Origin of the sequence: Paucihalobacter ruber (assembly GCF_006494535.1) — a bacterium.
Classification (GTDB): Bacteria; Bacteroidota; Bacteroidia; order Flavobacteriales; family Flavobacteriaceae; genus Paucihalobacter; species Paucihalobacter ruber.
This window is the reverse complement of the sequence record NZ_VHIQ01000001.1, coordinates 560559-577741: the sequence shown is the minus strand read 5'-3', so window position 1 is coordinate 577741 and position 17183 is coordinate 560559. Positions and strand designations below refer to the sequence as shown.

The 17183-nt window shown below is 36.5% G+C and carries 14 protein-coding genes and 2 tRNA genes; 9 read left to right on the top strand and 7 right to left on the bottom strand.

Going from position 1 to position 17183, the window contains the following annotated elements; translation table 11 throughout:
- The first annotated feature begins 56 nt into the window (after positions 1-56).
- The gene (locus FJ651_RS02535; protein ID WP_140988821.1) at positions 57-731 is read left to right on the top strand and encodes a ClpP family protease; all 675 of its coding nucleotides are present in this window, start codon (positions 57-59) and stop codon (positions 729-731) included.
- 38 nt (positions 732-769) lie between these two features.
- Positions 770-2002 carry an ATP-dependent Clp protease ATP-binding subunit ClpX gene (clpX, locus tag FJ651_RS02530; protein ID WP_140988820.1) on the top strand — a complete coding sequence of 411 codons (1233 nt, stop codon included), beginning with the start codon at positions 770-772 and terminating at the stop codon, positions 2000-2002.
- A gap of 257 nt (positions 2003-2259) precedes the next feature.
- Here clpX and FJ651_RS02525 read toward each other — a convergent pair whose 3' ends face one another.
- Positions 2260-3786 carry a GH3 auxin-responsive promoter family protein gene (locus FJ651_RS02525; protein ID WP_140988819.1) on the bottom strand — a complete coding sequence of 509 codons (1527 nt, stop codon included), beginning with the start codon at positions 3784-3786 and terminating at the stop codon, positions 2260-2262.
- A gap of 44 nt (positions 3787-3830) precedes the next feature.
- On the opposite strand from FJ651_RS02525, the gene FJ651_RS02520 reads away from it, so the two are divergent.
- Both FJ651_RS02520 and FJ651_RS02515 read left to right on the top strand, forming a co-directional pair.
- The gene (locus tag FJ651_RS02520; protein WP_140988818.1) at positions 3831-4625 is read left to right on the top strand and encodes a DUF2797 domain-containing protein; all 795 of its coding nucleotides are present in this window, start codon (positions 3831-3833) and stop codon (positions 4623-4625) included.
- A 107-nt stretch (positions 4626-4732) separates the two neighbouring features.
- Entirely contained in the window at positions 4733-4960 is a 228-nt protein-coding gene (locus tag FJ651_RS02515) for a hypothetical protein (protein WP_140988817.1), read from the top strand.
- Here FJ651_RS02515 and rpsU read toward each other — a convergent pair.
- The 4 genes from rpsU to FJ651_RS02495 form a co-directional block, all read right to left on the bottom strand.
- A complete protein-coding gene (gene rpsU, locus FJ651_RS02510) occupies positions 4957-5151 on the bottom strand; it encodes a 30S ribosomal protein S21 (RefSeq protein WP_140988816.1) in 195 nt (64 codons plus the stop codon). The genes FJ651_RS02515 and rpsU overlap by 4 nt on opposite strands.
- A 9-nt stretch (positions 5152-5160) precedes the next feature.
- Complete coding sequence (locus FJ651_RS02505) at positions 5161-6024, bottom strand: sigma-70 family RNA polymerase sigma factor (RefSeq protein ID WP_140988815.1); 864 nt, start codon at positions 6022-6024, stop codon at positions 5161-5163.
- A 118-nt stretch (positions 6025-6142) separates the two neighbouring features.
- Positions 6143-8758: an AsmA-like C-terminal region-containing protein gene (locus FJ651_RS02500; protein WP_140988814.1), complete on the bottom strand. Its 2616-nt coding sequence runs from the start codon at positions 8756-8758 to the stop codon at positions 6143-6145.
- A gap of 85 nt (positions 8759-8843) precedes the next feature.
- Positions 8844-9548 carry a queuosine precursor transporter gene (locus FJ651_RS02495; protein ID WP_140988813.1) on the bottom strand — a complete coding sequence of 235 codons (705 nt, stop codon included), beginning with the start codon at positions 9546-9548 and terminating at the stop codon, positions 8844-8846.
- A gap of 158 nt (positions 9549-9706) precedes the next feature.
- Here FJ651_RS02495 and folK point away from each other — a divergent pair, with 158 nt between their 5' ends.
- On the top strand, positions 9707-10834 hold the full coding sequence (gene folK / locus FJ651_RS02490) for a 2-amino-4-hydroxy-6-hydroxymethyldihydropteridine diphosphokinase (RefSeq protein WP_140988812.1): 1128 nt from the start codon (positions 9707-9709) through the stop codon (positions 10832-10834).
- Here folK and FJ651_RS02485 read toward each other — a convergent pair.
- The gene (locus FJ651_RS02485; RefSeq protein WP_140988811.1) at positions 10831-11361 is read right to left on the bottom strand and encodes an RNA methyltransferase; all 531 of its coding nucleotides are present in this window, start codon (positions 11359-11361) and stop codon (positions 10831-10833) included. The two genes, folK and FJ651_RS02485, sit on opposite strands and share 4 nt — an antisense overlap.
- A 117-nt stretch (positions 11362-11478) precedes the next feature.
- Here FJ651_RS02485 and mutS point away from each other — a divergent pair, with 117 nt between their 5' ends.
- The 3 genes from mutS (at position 11479) to FJ651_RS02470 (ending at position 14352) form a co-directional block, all read left to right on the top strand.
- A complete protein-coding gene (gene mutS, locus FJ651_RS02480; protein WP_140988810.1) occupies positions 11479-14091 on the top strand; it encodes a DNA mismatch repair protein MutS in 2613 nt (870 codons plus the stop codon).
- Between the two features lie 86 nt (positions 14092-14177).
- Positions 14178-14249: transfer RNA gene (locus FJ651_RS02475), tRNA-Gly, on the top strand.
- 17 nt (positions 14250-14266) lie between these two features.
- Positions 14267-14352, top strand: a tRNA-Leu gene (locus FJ651_RS02470).
- Positions 14353-14505: 153 nt separating this feature from the next.
- On the opposite strand, the gene FJ651_RS02465 is transcribed toward FJ651_RS02470, so the two are convergent.
- Complete coding sequence (locus tag FJ651_RS02465) at positions 14506-14724, bottom strand: DUF3185 family protein (protein WP_140988809.1); 219 nt, start codon at positions 14722-14724, stop codon at positions 14506-14508.
- 354 nt (positions 14725-15078) lie between these two features.
- On the opposite strand from FJ651_RS02465, the gene pta reads away from it, so the two are divergent.
- Positions 15079-17172: a phosphate acetyltransferase gene (pta, locus tag FJ651_RS02460; protein ID WP_140988808.1), complete on the top strand. Its 2094-nt coding sequence runs from the start codon at positions 15079-15081 to the stop codon at positions 17170-17172.
- The last annotated feature ends 11 nt before the right edge of the window (positions 17173-17183 follow it).

Genomic DNA, 17183 nt, shown 5'->3' with positions numbered 1-17183 from the left:
GCTTTTTTTTAACAGTTGAAATTCAATTAAATAAACTAAACATTTTAAAAAGAAATATGGACTACGGAAAAGAATTTGAAAAATTTGCCACAAAAGATCAAGGCATCAGTACTACTTATTACGATAAAATCATCAAAAGTATGTACCCAACAAACCTAACGCCAAATATTATTGAAGAGCGCCAGATGAACATCGCCATATTCGACGTATTTTCAAGATTGATGATGGATAGAATTATATTTTTAGGTACCGCCATCAACGATCAGGTGGCTAATATTATTCAGGCGCAATTGCTGTTTTTAGAAAGTACAGATGCGTCTAAAGACATTCAAATTTATATCAATTCTCCGGGCGGGAGTGTTTACGCCGGTTTGGGTATTTACGACACCATGCATTTTATAAAGCCTGATGTTGCTACTATTTGTACAGGTATGGCAGCCTCAATGGGTGCTGTGTTACTTTGTGCCGGTCAAGCCGGAAAACGTTCAGCATTAACACACTCCAGAGTGATGATACACCAACCTATGAGCGGTATGCAAGGTCAGGTGTCTGATATGGAAATTTCGTTAAGAGAAACTTTAAAGGTGAAAGAAGAATTGTACAAGATACTTTCTAAACATTCCGGAAAATCTTACGAACAAATCGAAAAAGACTCTGATCGTGATTACTGGATGCGTGCCGAAGAAGCTAAACAATACGGTATGATTGACGAAATTTTGGTGAGAAACTAACACCATTTAATTAAAGAAAAAAGAGAAAACATAAATTCATGTCTAAAGTAGAATTAGAATGCTCCTTCTGCGGACGAAAAAAGTCTGAAACGAATCTGCTAATCGCAGGTTTAGATGCACATATTTGCGACAGATGTATTGTTCAGGCACACGGTATTGTTCTTGAAGAATCAAAACAAAGCGGTAAGGAAGCACTCTCAGCCGATGTAATGCTTAAAAAACCTCTTGAAATTAAAGAGTTTTTAGACGAGTATATCATTGGTCAGGAGCACACCAAAAAAGTAATGTCGGTGGCAGTTTACAATCACTATAAACGATTGTTTCAAAAGCAAACCAAAGATGATGTTGAAATTCAAAAAAGTAATATCATCATGGTTGGTCAAACCGGTACCGGAAAAACCCTCATTGCAAAGACTATTGCCAAAATGTTGAATGTACCATTAGCTATTGTTGATGCTACCGTTTTAACTGAGGCAGGTTATGTAGGCGAAGATGTTGAAAGTATTTTAACCAGATTGCTGCAGGCCGCCGATTATAATCTCGAGCGCGCTGAAAAAGGAATTGTTTTTATAGACGAAATTGATAAAATTGCTCGTAAAAGCGATAACCCTTCAATTACTCGGGATGTTTCTGGTGAAGGCGTACAACAAGCCTTATTGAAGCTACTTGAAGGTACCGTGGTAAATGTACCACCCAAAGGTGGCCGAAAGCATCCCGACCAAAAGTTCATCGAGGTAAACACCGAAAATATTTTGTTTATCGCCGGTGGCGCATTTGATGGTATTGAGCGCGTGATTTCTAAAAGACTAAATATGCAGGCTGTTGGTTACAGTGCCTCCAAGTCTGATGCTAAGGTTGATTTTAGTAACCTATTACAATATATCATACCTAAAGATTTAAAAGATTTTGGATTGATTCCTGAAATTATTGGTAGATTGCCTGTATTGACACACATGGATCCGCTTGATGCTTCTACGCTAAGAGCCATTCTTACCGAACCTAAAAACGCCATTATCAAGCAATATGAGAAGTTGTTCTCAATGGACGATGTTACCTTTAAAATAACCGATGGTGCTTTAGATTATATTGTAGAAAAAGCCGTAGAATATAAATTGGGGGCACGTGGTTTAAGATCGTTATGCGAAGAAATCTTAACCGATGCCATGTTTGAATTACCTAGTAGCGATCTAAAAGAACTTAATGTTACCAAAGCCTATGCCGAGGATAAATTAAGTAAAACAACACTTAAAAAGCTGAAAGCTGTTTCGTAAACACCCAAGCACTTAAAATAATTAAACCACTCGTCTAAATTGGAAGAGTGGTTTTTTTATTTGGATTAATCACTAATATGTTGCCGAAAAATATGTTTAGTTTAGGGTTATTCGGTTAATGATGATTCAAATATAATAGCTTATTTTAATGAAAAACCTTACAAACCTAATTTTTAGATAAAGCACATTTTAAATTCGATATAAAATATCTTAGTGTCAATTTTTACGATAAAAGACGATTTAAGATTTTTTTACTATTAAGCAAACAAGGCAGTATTCATGGCTAGTAGCTCTTCAAGATGCACGCGCGAATTTGACAATCTCGGTATTTTATGTTGACCACCCAGTTTGTTTTTTGTTTTTAACCAGGTATGAAACAATTCAGATTTGGCAATTTGAATTTTTGGAGCATTCAAAGTCATATTTAAATACCGCTTGGCCTTGTAATCTGAATTGAGTTGTTGTAATTCTTTATCTAATACATCTCTAAATTCATCCATACACGACGGAGATTTTTTAAACTCAATAAGCCATTCGTGCGCACCCTTTTCTTTTCCTTCCATGAAGATTGGCGCTACTGTAAAGTCGGTTATTTCTGCGTTGAGTAATTGGCAAGTGCTGGCAATGGCTGTTTCGGCATTTTCAATTACCAACTCTTCTCCAAATACATTGATGTGGTGTTTGGTTCTTCCCGATATTTTAATACGGTACGGATTAACAGAAGTAAACCTCACGGTATCCCCAATTTTATAGCGCCATAAACCGGCGTTAGTAGTTATTACAACGGCATATATGGTATCGAGTTCAACCTGATTTAGAGGTATGGCATATTGGTTTTCTTTGCCATAAGTATCTATAGGGATAAACTCGTAATAAATGCCATAATCTAGCATGAGTAGCAATTCATCGGAATTATTTTGGTCTTGCACAGCAAAAAATCCTTCCGAAGCGTTGTAAATCTCGTAATACCTGAAATCTTGCTTTTGAATAATATTTTGATATTGATTTCGGTAAGGCACAAAGCTAACGCCCCCATGAAAATATACTTCAAGATTAGGCCAGATTTGGGTAAGGTCGTTTTTACTGGTGTGCTCCAGGACTCTGTTGAGCAATACCAGCATCCACGAAGGTACGCCGGCCAAACTGGTTACGTTTTCCTGTATGGTTTCTTTTACTATGGCATCGAGTTTATATTCCCAGTCGCTCATGAGCGACACTTTGTTGCTTGGTGTGCTGCTAAACTCTGCCCAAAATGGCATATTGTCAATGAGAATGGCACTTAGGTCGCCAAAGGCAGTACCATTTTCTTTGTACAATTCTTTACTGCCGCCTAGTCTTAAGCTTTTACCTGTAAAAAGTTGTGAGTCTTCGTTGTTGTTTAAATAAATGCAAAGCAAATCTTTACTGGCGGCGTAGTGGCAGTCTTCAAGAGAAGCTTCGGTTACAGGAATAAATTTGCTTTGGGCATTGGTGGTGCCACTTGATTTGGCAAACCACTTGATACTACCCGGCCAAAAAATATTGGCTTCTCCTAAGCGCGCCCGTTCAATATAATGATGAAAGCCTTCGTAATTAACAATTGGTACGCGTTCAGAAAAGGTGTGGTAATTATTAATTTCAGAGAAGTTGTAAAGCCTGCCAAGTTCGGTGTCTTTGGCTGTTTTAATCAAATCCAGAAGTAATTCGTTTTGCACATCGTTGGGGTACTTTAAAAACAATTCCATCTGATGAATTCGTTTTTTAAGAAACCAGCTGGCAACAGAATTAACAATAGTGATTGGCATAGATTGGTTATCTTTACAGTTCCTAAAAATAACAAAAAACTATTATGATTTACACCGGGGTTTTAACAAAAATGCAAACCGAGTTTAAAGAACCCGTTTCATACTATCTGGTATTTGAAGATGACTTTCTTAATGTCAATCAATTAATTGGTAAAAACATTGAAATTAAGTTCGAGAAATTTCAGTGCTTAAACTGCGGCAGCGATGCGCCAATTTTTAGACAAGGTTTTTGCAAGTCGTGTTTTTTTGAAATTCCACAAGCCGCCGATTGGATCATGCATCCGGAGTTGAGCAAAGCCCATCTTGATATTGAAGATCGTGATTTGACATACGAAAAACAGGTACAACTTCAACCGCACATCGTGTATTTGGCCAATAGCAGTAATGTTAAAGTTGGTGTTACCAGAAAAAGTCAGGTGCCAACCCGGTGGATTGATCAAGGTGCACACGAAGCCATTGAAATTGTTGAGGTGCCCAACCGGTATCTGGCAGGCATAACCGAAGTTGCACTTAAAGATCATGTTGCCGATAAAACCAACTGGCGTAGTATGCTAAAAAATGATTTAAAAGATGAAGATTTAGTAGTGTGGCGCGACAAGTTAAAACCGTATATTCCTCAAGAAGCCTTGCCTTATTTTTTAGAGAATCATAAAGAAACCAATATTCATTTTCCTGTGTTGTCCTATCCTGAAAAGCCAAATAGCCTCAATTTACTGAAATCTCAAAATTACAGCGGCAAGTTGGTAGGCATTAAAGGTCAGTACTTATTGTTCGAAGATAATACTGTTTTTAACGTGCGCTCTAATGAAGGTTTGGTAGTTTCAATAGCGGTACAGTAAACTGTTAGTGTTTAGTTAAAGCTTGATATGTTTAATATTTTTGTCTTAATTTTAAACAAGAATGGATTAGCCATCCTGTTAGGAGCTAATCAAAAAAAAATAAAGCCATGAAAGTTTCACCAATGTTTTACGTAGCACTAACCACTGTATTACTAATTACAATAACCATTATGGCCGCCATGAATTTACCTTTTAACTGGATATTTTATCTCACTGTAATAGGTCAAGTGTTTGTAGCTGTGATGGTATATAAGGTTTTAACCGACAATTATACCACCACAAAAACATTTAAGCATTTTTATGAAGACAATCCCATGAATCAAGACGATATCTAAATATCCTGAGAATCTTTAAGCGATTGTATATAAGTTGCCTTTTGTAATTCTTGTCGTCTCTTTACAGATTTCTTGGTAAAGTACTGATTGGCTCTAATATTTTGCATCACCTGCACATTTCTGTGTTTTCGTTTGTAGCGTTTTAATGCGCGTTCAATATTTTCGCCTTCTTTAATTTCAATTTTTATCATAATGTGTTTTTATCCTAAATAGGTTTTTAAAATTTTGTTTCTTGAAGTGTGTCTCAATCTTCTAATGGCTTTTTCTTTTATTTGACGCACGCGTTCTCTAGTGAGTTCAAACACTTCGCCTATTTCGTTTAAGCTTAATGGCATATTACCGCCTAAACCAAAGTATAATTTTAACACATCACTTTCTTTTTGAGGCAACGTTTCCAAAGCCCTTTCTATTTCGATAGAAAGTGAATCGTCAATTAGTGAGGCATCCGGGTTAGGCTCACTGGATGAACTAACCATGTCGTGAAGATTAAAATCACTGTCTTCTCTAACCGGCGCATCCATAGACAGATGCCTTCCTGAGTTTTTTAAACATTGCTTTACATCTGTAATGGTCATTTCAAGCTGTGTGGCCAATTCTTCGGGTGATGGTGGTCTTTCATGTTGTTGTTCTAAAAAAGAATAGGCCTTATTAATTTTATTAATTGAGCCAATTTTGTTAAGAGGTAATCTTACAATTCTGGATTGCTCGGCCAAAGCCTGTAGAATCGATTGCCTAATCCACCAAACCGCATAAGAGATAAACTTAAATCCTCGTGTTTCGTCAAAACGCTTGGCGGCTTTTACTAAACCTGCATTACCTTCGTTTATTAAATCGGGTAATTTTAAACCTTGATTTTGGTATTGTTTCGCTACCGAAACCACAAAGCGCAAATTGGAATTTACCAGTTTGTCTGCAGCTTGTTGGTCTCCTTTTTTTATGCGCTGCGCCAATTCTACTTCTTCATCGGCGGTAATCATTGGAATTTTACTAATATCTTGCAGATAACTGTCTAAAGATTTTTCTGCTCTGTTGGTAATTTGTTTGGTGATTTTTAATTGTCTCATATATGCTATTAGAAGTTATTATTTCCATTATAACATAATATTTAACATTTCCAAACTATTGGCTAAGTCTTAACATAAAACCTTTGATTTTTACGGTATTCTTAAAAACACATCGGTTTTAGTTCTTAATTGTATCCTTAGTTTTTTTCTTTTTATTCAACAGGCCATCTAACACATTTTTCACTGTATTTTCAACCTGGTTGGTTTTTATGCTATCCTGTACTGTAATACTATCTTTTTGTTTGGTAGTATTACCGCCAAAAAGATTACCAATTAACTCATTTGCTTTGGTTTTTCCGTCGCCAATTAATTCTTGCTTTTTAATTTCAACCAATTGTTTGGTGAGATTGGTTACACTCGAGGACAAATCGGTCTTGATTTCGGGTTTAAAAATGTTACCTGTTATATTGGCTGCTACCGGTACTACAATATTAGATGCTTCTACGCTATTCAATTGAGATAGTAAATTGTTAATCTCGTTGCCTAAATATTTCGCAGGCACATTAAAAGTGGCTTTATAATTCATGGCTTGACTAAAACTATGACCGCCGGCCAAATCTACTTCAATATCTTTTATTTTAAATTTAACGGGTTTCATGTCTACAACACCGTTATTAAAGCTCATATCAAACTTGCTGTCTTTTAAGTTTAAGTCTTTGAAGTCAACAAAATTTAGTTGATTATCTATAAGTTTTAGCGCGTTATTGTCAGGAACGTTAACGGTGGCTTGCGTGATGCCCGCTAGAAATTTTCCTGTTAAAGTATTCAGATCGGCACTCATTTCAGAATTTAAATTACCTGATAGTTTTAAGGTAGAATTAAATGCGCCGTTAATTACTTTGGCAATAGGAGCGATGTTTTGCAATAATTCCAAACCTGCGAAAGATTGGGCTATATCCATATTTTGCAAGTTTAAATCCATACTGAACGCAGGCGTTGCTTCACTTGTTGAAACCGAACCGTTAAAATTAATTAGCCCTTTAAAAATATCGGCTTGCATGTTGTTAAGGCTAACGGTTTGATCTTTAATTCTCAATTGGCCGCTCACATTATTTAGGTTGAGGTTGTCATAAACTACGGTTTGAGCATTGGCATTTAAGGTGCAGTCTAAAAATTGAGGTATTTTAAATTGTACTCTTTCTGTTTCCTCAGCTACTGTTTCGGTTTCTTTAGCCAAGACATCCTGCACTACAAAACGATTAGAGCTTATGTTAAAGTTGCCTTGTAGTTCTTGATTGTTTAAAACATAACCAAACAAATTCTTGATATCACCACTCATTTTAATATCTGTACTGCCAATTAAGGCGTCAAAATTAGTGAGTATTATAGTTGCAGGGTTAAATGTTAATCCGGCCGAGTTGATGTTTAAAGCATCCACAAAGCCTTCGGGTTGATAATTAAAGTTAGATAAATTTAAATCTCCCGAACTTTTAATGCGTTCATAATTATTGTTGGTTACAGCCTCCATGTCAAAGGCTGTAATGATATTGGCTTTTAAAATACCACTTAGTTCGTGATCCAGTTCAACAGGATAGGCTTTAGTAAGATTGGCTAAGTTAATGGTACCGCTTAATTTGGCATCAACCAACATATTTTCGGTAATGTTTTTAAGATGGGCTTCAGATTTAAAAACGTCTTGATCTATTTTAAAATTGAAGGCGTTGATGTCCACAATAGTGTTGGCGGTGATTCCCGTTTCATTTAACACCGAAATATCTATATTAATGTTCTCAACAGCTTTGGGCAAACTTTTATATTTAAAAGCGGCATCGTTTGAAGTCATATTAATATTAAACCCCGGAATACGGTCATCATTATTTAAACCTTTTATAACACCATGTAATTTAAAATTGCCATTGGTCTCAACGTCGTTTAAATTTTTAGAATAAGTTTCGGGAATCAGGGCTAAAAAGTCTTTAAATGAGGCACCGGGATTACTAAAAGTAATGTCTACCAGTTGACCTTCGTCTAATAATTGCACAAAGCCATCAAATTCCAGTAATAAATTATTTACGTAGCCTGAATTGTCTTCAAAACGGTAGGTATTGGTTCCAAAATCAATACCTATCACCGCGTCTAGGGTGACCTTGTTTTTGTTGAGGTAATTGGTTTCTCCCATTACAAAGCTTACCAGTGCATTTGATTTGGTTATAAGTTTGGAGGTTTCGCCTTTAAAATTACCGCTTCCGGTGTGATTGAATTCGTTAATTATTAAACCCATATCACTTTCTTGGTCGAAGTAAGTTAGGCTACTGTTTGAAATGCTGTAATTTTCAAGATCTATATTTAGTGTGCTTTCGCTTGAATTGTTATCAGAAGTTGAATCGGCTATTGAAATGTCGTAGTTGGTAATACCGTCCAGATTGTTCAATAAATTTAACCGTGCTTTATTGATGTCAATTGAATTGATACTCATGGCCTCGCCTTCTTTTTTAAACAATTCTTTGATTCCCATTTTTAATTGGGTGGTTTCAACAAATGCCAGCGTATCGCCTTCAAAAGGAGCGTAGTTAATTACCGATAAATTGTTGATGCCTACATTTAATTTCGGAAAACTTTTAAGTAAACTTAAATCAACCGATGCGAAGTCAATTTTTGCATTGACACTTTCATTAAGAGACTTTTTCACCATCTCAGTTATTTTATCTTTAAAAAGAAATGGCGTTACAGCCAGTACAACAACGATAATTCCTAAAGTTATTAACGAAATCTTTATTACTTTTTTAAGTTTCATAAGATTGAGCGATTTAAAGTTACGTATTATATAATATACGCAAAGTTAGGAAAGAAAGATCTTTAAGCCCTGTAAATTAGTAATCTTATAACAGTTCTATCTCTTGGTTTACTTTTACGTTGAAACGTTTTCTGAACATAAAAACAAACAGATATAAAAAGGGTGTGTCAAGCATTGCAATCAGTACTTTAAACACAAAACCGCTTACCAATAATGCGGCGAAATTATCCCAGCTAATTTTCCCGAATGAGCACAGTAGCAGCAATACAGTGGCTGTATCTATAAACTGAGATGAAAAGGTAGAAAAATTATTTCTTAGCCATAAATGTTTGCCCTTGGTGAGGTTTTTCCAATAATGATAAATATGTATATCAATAAATTGCGCTAATAAATAGGCCATCATCGAGGCAAAAACGGCAATGGCTGTGGCACCAAAAACTGTTGTAAATTTTTCATCGTTAACCGGCGACCATTCTGTAGCGGGTACTGCGTTGGCTGTGTAAATAATAGCCATTGAAAAAAACGAAGCAAAAATACCCGCAACCACCACCTGATTGGCACGTTTTTTACCGTAAATCTCACTGATTAAATCGGTGATTAAAAAGGTGATTGGGTAGGGAAGTATGCCAACAGAAATTTCGAATAATTTTGAACCAAAAATTTCAACTTCAAAAGGATACCAGTAAAAAAACTTTTGAAAAATCAAATTCGAAACCACCAGCGATGTAATAAACAAGGCCGCCAGCCACAAATAGATTTTTTGAGCAAGAAGTTTGTCTTTTAGACTCATTTGGTTTTTTAAAACAAGCGACAAAACTAAGCAATTAATTTATAATCAGTGAGAATTGGCAAGGTTTTTCATTCGGGTTGATGTTGTTAATAATATCTCAGTTTTTTATTCAAATTTATCTGTAAATCTTATTAACTTTTTGTTTTTTTGAAAACCTTATGACACCACAAAATCAGGCATACATATCTTTGGGTAGTAATAAAGGCGATGCCTTTAGAAATCTGCAGTTGGCCATAGATGCCATTCATCAAAAGATTGGGTATGTTAAATCAATTTCGAGAGTTTATAAAACCAAGGCCTGGGGTTTTGATGCAGACGATTTTAATAATGCCTGTATTTTGGTTGAAACCTATTTGGGAGCTAAGAAATTACTCAAGACCTTGCTCGAAATTGAAAGAGACATGGGTCGTCAGCGCAGTAATACCAAAGGTTACCAATCTAGAATAATCGACCTTGATATACTGTTTTTTAATGATGACATTGTCGAGTTCCCCAATTTAACCATACCGCATCCGCAGTTGCAATTTCGCAAGTTTGTATTGGTCCCGTTAATGGATGTAAGCTCGCAGCTATACCATCCTGTTTTTAAAAAAAATGTAACCACTTTACTTGGTGAATGTGAAGATAATCTAGAAGTAGACCCCATCAATATTTGGCTAAAAAACCCAAGTAAACAATACAGGTTTAAAGATTATAATTACATAGCTATTGAAGGTAATATTGGTGCCGGTAAAACCAGTTTGGCTACAATTATATCTCACGAATTCAATGCGAAACTCATTTTAGAACGCTTTGCCGATAATCCATTTTTGCCAAAATTTTATAAAGAACCCAAGCGCTATGCCTTCACTTTAGAAATGTCTTTTTTGGCCGACAGGTACCAGCAAATAAGCGATGATTTGTCGCAATTAGATTTGTTTAAAGACTTTATAGTAAGCGATTATGATGTGTTTAAATCATTAATTTTTTCAAAAATTACCTTGCCCGAAGATGAGTTTGCCCTGTACCGAAAATTGTTTTATCAGGTATATAAAGATATTGCCAAGCCCGATTTATACATCTATCTCTACCAAAACACAGAGCGTTTACAAGCCAATATTAAAAAACGCGGTCGTAATTATGAGCAAAATATAGCTGATGACTACTTAGAAAAAATCAATGCAGGATATCTTGAATTTTTAAAAAACCATCCCGATTTTAATGTAAAAATCATTGATATTTCAGAAAAAGACTTCGTGAAAAACAGGGAAGATTATGTTTGGGTACTGGATCAAATTCACAGTTAAAATCTCATTTTACTAAAAACATCCCATAGCACCACACCAGAACTCACCGAAATATTTAAAGAATGTTTGGTGCCATATTGAGGTATTTCTAAAACCACATCACTCATATTCACTACTCCCTGAGAAACGCCTTTCACCTCATTGCCAAAAATAAAGGCATAGGTAATGTTAGGCTCAGGTTTAAATTCATGTAGCATTACGGCGTTTTCAGCTTGTTCGACTGATATGACCACAACACCTTCAGATTTTAAGCGGTTCACCACATCTTCGGTTTTTGGTACATATTCCCAGTCTACACTTTCGGTGCTGCCCAACGCGGTTTTATGAATGTCTTTGTGCGGTGGTTGGGCAGTAATGCCGCAGAGATAAATCTTCTGAACTATAAAGGCATCGGCGGTTCTAAATACAGAGCCAATATTGTTCAAGCTTCTAATATTGTCCAACACCACAATAATGGGTGTTTTTTCGGCTTGCTTAAAGGCATCGACATCTAAACGGTCTAACTCGCTGTTTTTAAGTTTTCGCATGTTAAAATCTTGTGATTTTTGTAGATAACTTGGTAGCTTCGGCCTTTAAAAAAGGCTAAAATATGGTTATCTTAGCACACTTTATTTTTTACAAAAGTAATATTAAACCGCAGAATTGTGTCTAAAAAAGCCGACAAAGAAACACCTTTAATGAAACAATACAATGCCATTAAGGCCAAATATCCTGATGCCTTATTATTGTTTCGTGTGGGCGATTTTTACGAAACCTTTGGTGAAGATGCCATTAAAGCGGCTAAAATTTTAGATATCATACTAACCAAACGCGGTGCCGGAAGTAGCAGTGAAACCGAGCTGGCCGGTTTTCCGCATCATTCGCTAAACACCTATCTACCAAAGTTAGTAAAGGCAGGTTGCCGTGTGGCTATCTGCGATCAGTTGGAAGATCCTAAACAAACCAAAACCATTGTAAAACGCGGTGTTACCGAATTGGTAACTCCTGGAGTAGCACTCAATGATGAGGTCTTGTCCTCTAGAAGTAATAATTTCCTAGCGTCGGTTCATTTTGATAACAACAGGCTGGGCGTGTCGTTTTTAGATATTTCAACGGGCGAATTTTTAACCGCTCAGGGTAATAGTGAATACATTGATAAACTGTTGCAAAATTTCAATCCCAGCGAAGTACTCATTTCAAAACAACAACGAAAAGAATTTAAAGAAACTTTCGGCGCCGATTTTAATACCTTTTATTTGGAAGATTGGGTATTTCAAAGTGATTACACTTACGAGCTACTCACCAAGCATTTTGAAACCAAATCATTAAAAGGTTTTGGTATCGACGACCTATACGAAGGTATTATTGCCTCTGGTGCAATCTTACATTATTTGGGTGAAACACAACATCACAAACTCAAACATATTTCGGCCATTTCCAGAATAGCCGAAGACGCCTATGTTTGGATGGATAAATTCACGATTAGAAATTTAGAATTGTATCACACCAATAATTACAACGGTGTAACCTTGTTAGACTGTATTGATTATACAGTATCACCAATGGGTGCCAGATTGTTAAAACGATGGTTAGCACTTCCGCTAAAAAACATAGAAGCCATTAATCAGCGACATGAAGTGGTGAGTTATTTTTTAGCACAACCCGAGTTACTTCAAAAAATTCAACATTATACCAAGCAGGTAGGCGATTTGGAACGATTGATTTCTAAAGTAGCTACTGCTAAAATATCACCGCGCGAAGTTATTCAGCTTAAAAATGCTTTAGAAGCCATTGTTCCCGTAAAAAGTATGGCTTCAAAAAGTGATAATGAGTCATTAAAAATTTTAGGTGATACGCTTCACGACTGCACCTTGTTAAGAGAAAAAATTAAAGCCACCCTAAACGAAGCTGCACCGGTCAACATTTTAAAAGGCAGCAGTATTGCGCCGGGTGTTTCGGGTGAGTTAGATGAGCTTAGAAGTTTGGCTATTTCAGGAAAAGATTATCTAGACCAAATGCTAGAGCGCGAAAGTGAACGCACGGGCATACCTTCGCTTAAAATAGCCTCTAACAACGTGTTTGGTTATTATATTGAAGTGCGCAATACCCATAAAGACAAAGTGCCGTCTGAGTGGATTAGAAAACAAACTTTAGTAAGTGCCGAGCGCTACATTACCGAAGAATTAAAAACATACGAAGCAAAGATATTGGGTGCTGAAGAGCGCATTATGGCCATTGAGCAACAGCTGTTTTCAGATCTGGTTTTGTGGATGCACGACTATATTAAACCCGTACAGCAAAACGCATTTATTGTTGCAAAGTTAGATTGCCTTTCAGGATTTGCCCAATTGGCAAAAACACAAAACTATGAACGTCCGGTTTTAGACGAAAGTTTAGATTTAGATATTACCGAAGGTCGCCATCCGGTAATTGAAAAACAACTGCCACCCGGCGAAGCCTATATTGCCAACGATGTATTTTTAAATACCACATCCCAGCAAATTATCATGATCACCGGTCCAAACATGAGTGGTAAGTCGGCTATATTAAGGCAAACCGCACTTATTGTATTACTGGCACAAATGGGCAGTTTTGTACCGGCAAAATCGGCCAGACTTGGGTTGGTAGATAAGGTATTTACCAGAGTTGGTGCCAGCGATAATATATCTATGGGCGAATCTACCTTTATGGTTGAAATGAACGAAACGGCTTCTATATTAAACAACATTTCTAATCGCAGTTTGGTATTGTTAGATGAAATAGGGCGTGGCACCAGTACTTATGACGGTATATCGATTGCCTGGGCTATTACCGAGTACCTGCATGAACATCCATCCAAACCAAAAACACTGTTTGCAACCCATTATCACGAGCTCAACGAAATGAGCGAGACTTTTAAACGCATTAAAAATTTTAATGTCTCGGTGAAGGAATTAAAAGACAATGTGTTGTTTTTAAGAAAACTGGTTGCCGGCGGTAGTGCCCACAGTTTTGGTATACACGTAGCCAAAATGGCCGGCATGCCCAAGCAAGTCATTAGCAGGGCTAACAAAATGCTAAAGCAATTAGAGCAATCTCACAGCAGCGAAAAACTAACCGATACCGTCAAACAACTAGGCAGCGAAATGCAGTTGAGCTTCTTTAATCTGGACGATCCTCTACTAGCCCAAATTAAGGATGAAATTCTTGAAACCGATATAGATACCTTAACGCCGGTTGAGGCTTTAATGAAGTTAAACGAAATAAAGCGCATGTTGGTAAAAAAGAAACAAGCTTAAGCGTTAATTATTTTTTACAAAAGGCTTTGGTATTATAAGAAATGTTTTAAATTTGCATCCGCAATAGCGCAAACGTTCATTAAATCGCGAAAGTAGCTCAGGGGTAGAGCATCACCTTGCCAAGGTGAGGGTCGCGGGTTCAAATCCCGTCTTTCGCTCAAGTAAAATACCGAATGCAGAAGTGGTGGAATCGGTAGACACGTTGGACTTAAAATCCAATGAGCAGTAATGTTCGTGCGGGTTCAAGTCCCGCCTTCTGTACTAAAACCGTAAATTGTTAAATGATAACATTTTACGGTTTTTTTATGCGCAATATTTGGCATTTGATAAGATTAACCGATTCTTATAGCTAAGACTTAAAAAGACCTCAGGGATTTTCAAAACCTGTGAGGTTTTGGCTTATCTCTTACAAACTTATTTCTTCTTTAATGAATACACGCCACCTGCAAATAACAGCGCAGCTATACCCAAATAAACATATCCCTGTTCCTTTCCGGATTCGTTAGAAACATCAATTTCTAAATCGAAAATTTTCACCTCGGCACTGTTATCAACAATTTTAGTTATTCCTAAATACCCCAAGAAAACGCCTGCCACTATTAAAAGTATACCTACTATTTTTGTAATTTTCATAAATTTTAATTTTAAGTTAAATATTTTAAAGGTAATAAATAGTAGGAATAAATGCCGTGAAAACAAAATTTATGTTGATCTACAGAATATTTTCTTTTCCGAAAATTGATTTTTGACTTAAATAATCCCAAAATTATAGCTGTTATTTTAAGTACTAAATATGGCTATATTCTTTTGTAAGCTTGAATTCTGTTATTTAATCTGAAGCTGGAAGTAACATCGCTTTTTCACATTAAATTGAACACTAAATCTAACAATTCTAATAATTATCATAAACCTCATGCTTTTTTTGCCTTAATTTTGCTGACTTATTGATACAGAAACCATAACAAATTTATTTAGAACACCGTAAAAATGAGCAAAGCCATCTATATCGCCACCACAGAATCTAACAGCGGAAAATCAATTGTCTCCTTAGGTTTAATGCATTCCCTATTGGGAAGAGCAGCCAAGGTAGGTTATTTTAGACCGATTATTGACGACCTTAAAGAGGGTGAAATCGACAATCATATCAATACTGTTAACAGTTACTTTAATTTAAATATTTCATTTGAAGATGCTTACGCTTTTCATAGAAGCGAGGTCATTAAAATGAAAAACGAGAATAAGGATGACGAGATCATTGGTAGAATTATAGAAAAGTACAAAGCCCTGGAAGATCGTTTCGATTTTGTGCTGGTTGAAGGCACTAGTTTTGAAGGTGAAGGTGCTATCATCGAGTTAGATATTAATGTGGTGATTGCTAAAAATTTGGGTGTTCCGGCCATTATTATTGCCAGCGGTAAGAACAAAACTATCGATGAACTTACGGGAAACATACAAATGGCCTATGATTCTTTTAAAGATAAAGGCGTTGAAGTGTTATCGGTAATTGCTAATAAAGTTCAAACCGAAAATTTGGAGTTGGTAGTAACACAATTAGAGCAATACCTGCCTAAAGATGTTATTGTTAGCGCTATACCACTAAACCCGGTTTTGGCCAATCCATCCATTAAGGAAATTGTAGATGAACTCGACGCAAAAGTCTTGTTTGGTGAATCATCTATCAATAATCAGGCGGCATCGTTTAGCGTTGGTGCCATGCAATTACGAAATTATCTAACCCATCTGCAGGAGAACGGACTGGTCATTACACCGGGAGACAGAGCCGATCTTATTTTAGGTGCCTTGCAAGCCAATATTTCAGAGAATTATCCTGCTGTTTCAGGTATTGTTCTTACAGGTGGCTTGATTCCTGAACCAACCATTATACGTCTTATCGAAGGACTTTCTGATGTGGTGCCAATTATATCTGTGCAAGAGGGTACGTTTTCAGTAGCGAATAGAATAGGTATGATTAAATCTCAAATCTATGCCGGAAATACACAAAAAATAACTACGTCTATCAACGATTTTGAGAAATTTGTGAAGGTTGAAGCGTTAATTGAACGACTCATCACCTTTAAATCGAATGGGGTTACGCCCAGAATGTTTCAGTACAATTTATTAAAAAAGGCAAAATCTAATCAAAAACATATTGTCTTACCCGAAGGATTAGACGAGCGTATTTTAAAAGCTACCAAGCACCTGAAAGATCTCGATGTGGTAAAAATCACTTTGCTTGGCGACCAAAAACAAATAGAAGAAAAAATTGCTACGCTTAATCTCGGATTAGATCTAAACGGTATTAATGTTATCAATCCTGTTGAATCTGATAATTTTGAATTTTATGCCAATACCTTGTACGAGCTTCGTAAACATAAAAATGTGAACCTTGCCATGGCTAAAGACTTGATGGAAGACGTGTCTTATTTTGGCACCATGATGGTGTATCACGGTCATGCCGACGGAATGGTTTCAGGCGCAGTACACACAACACAACACACCATAAGACCGGCATTACAGTTTATTAAAACTAAACCTGAAGCATCAATTGTTTCCTCTGTGTTTTTTATGTGTTTAGAAGATCGGGTTTCGGTTTATGGAGATTGTGCCATTAATCCAAATCCTACTGCAGAGCAACTGGCCGAGATAGCTATTTCGTCGGCAGAATCGAGCATGGCGTTTGATATTAAACCAAAAATTGCCATGTTGTCTTATTCATCGGGTACTTCGGGCGTAGGAGCCGATGTGGAGCGCGTAAGAAAAGCCACCGAAATTATTAAAAGTAAAAGACCAGATTTAAAAGTTGAAGGACCAATTCAGTATGATGCCGCAGTAGATATTAATGTTGGTAAAATAAAACTACCACATTCAGAAGTCGCAGGACGCGCCAACGTATTTATTTTTCCTGATTTGAACACGGGTAACAACACCTACAAAGCCGTACAACGCGAAACCAAAGCATTGGCTATTGGTCCTATTATTCAAGGTTTGAACAAGCCGGTTAATGATTTGAGCAGAGGCTGCACGGTAGATGATATTTTCAACACAGTTATTGTAACTGCCATACAGGCTCAAAACTCTTAAAATACAGCAGG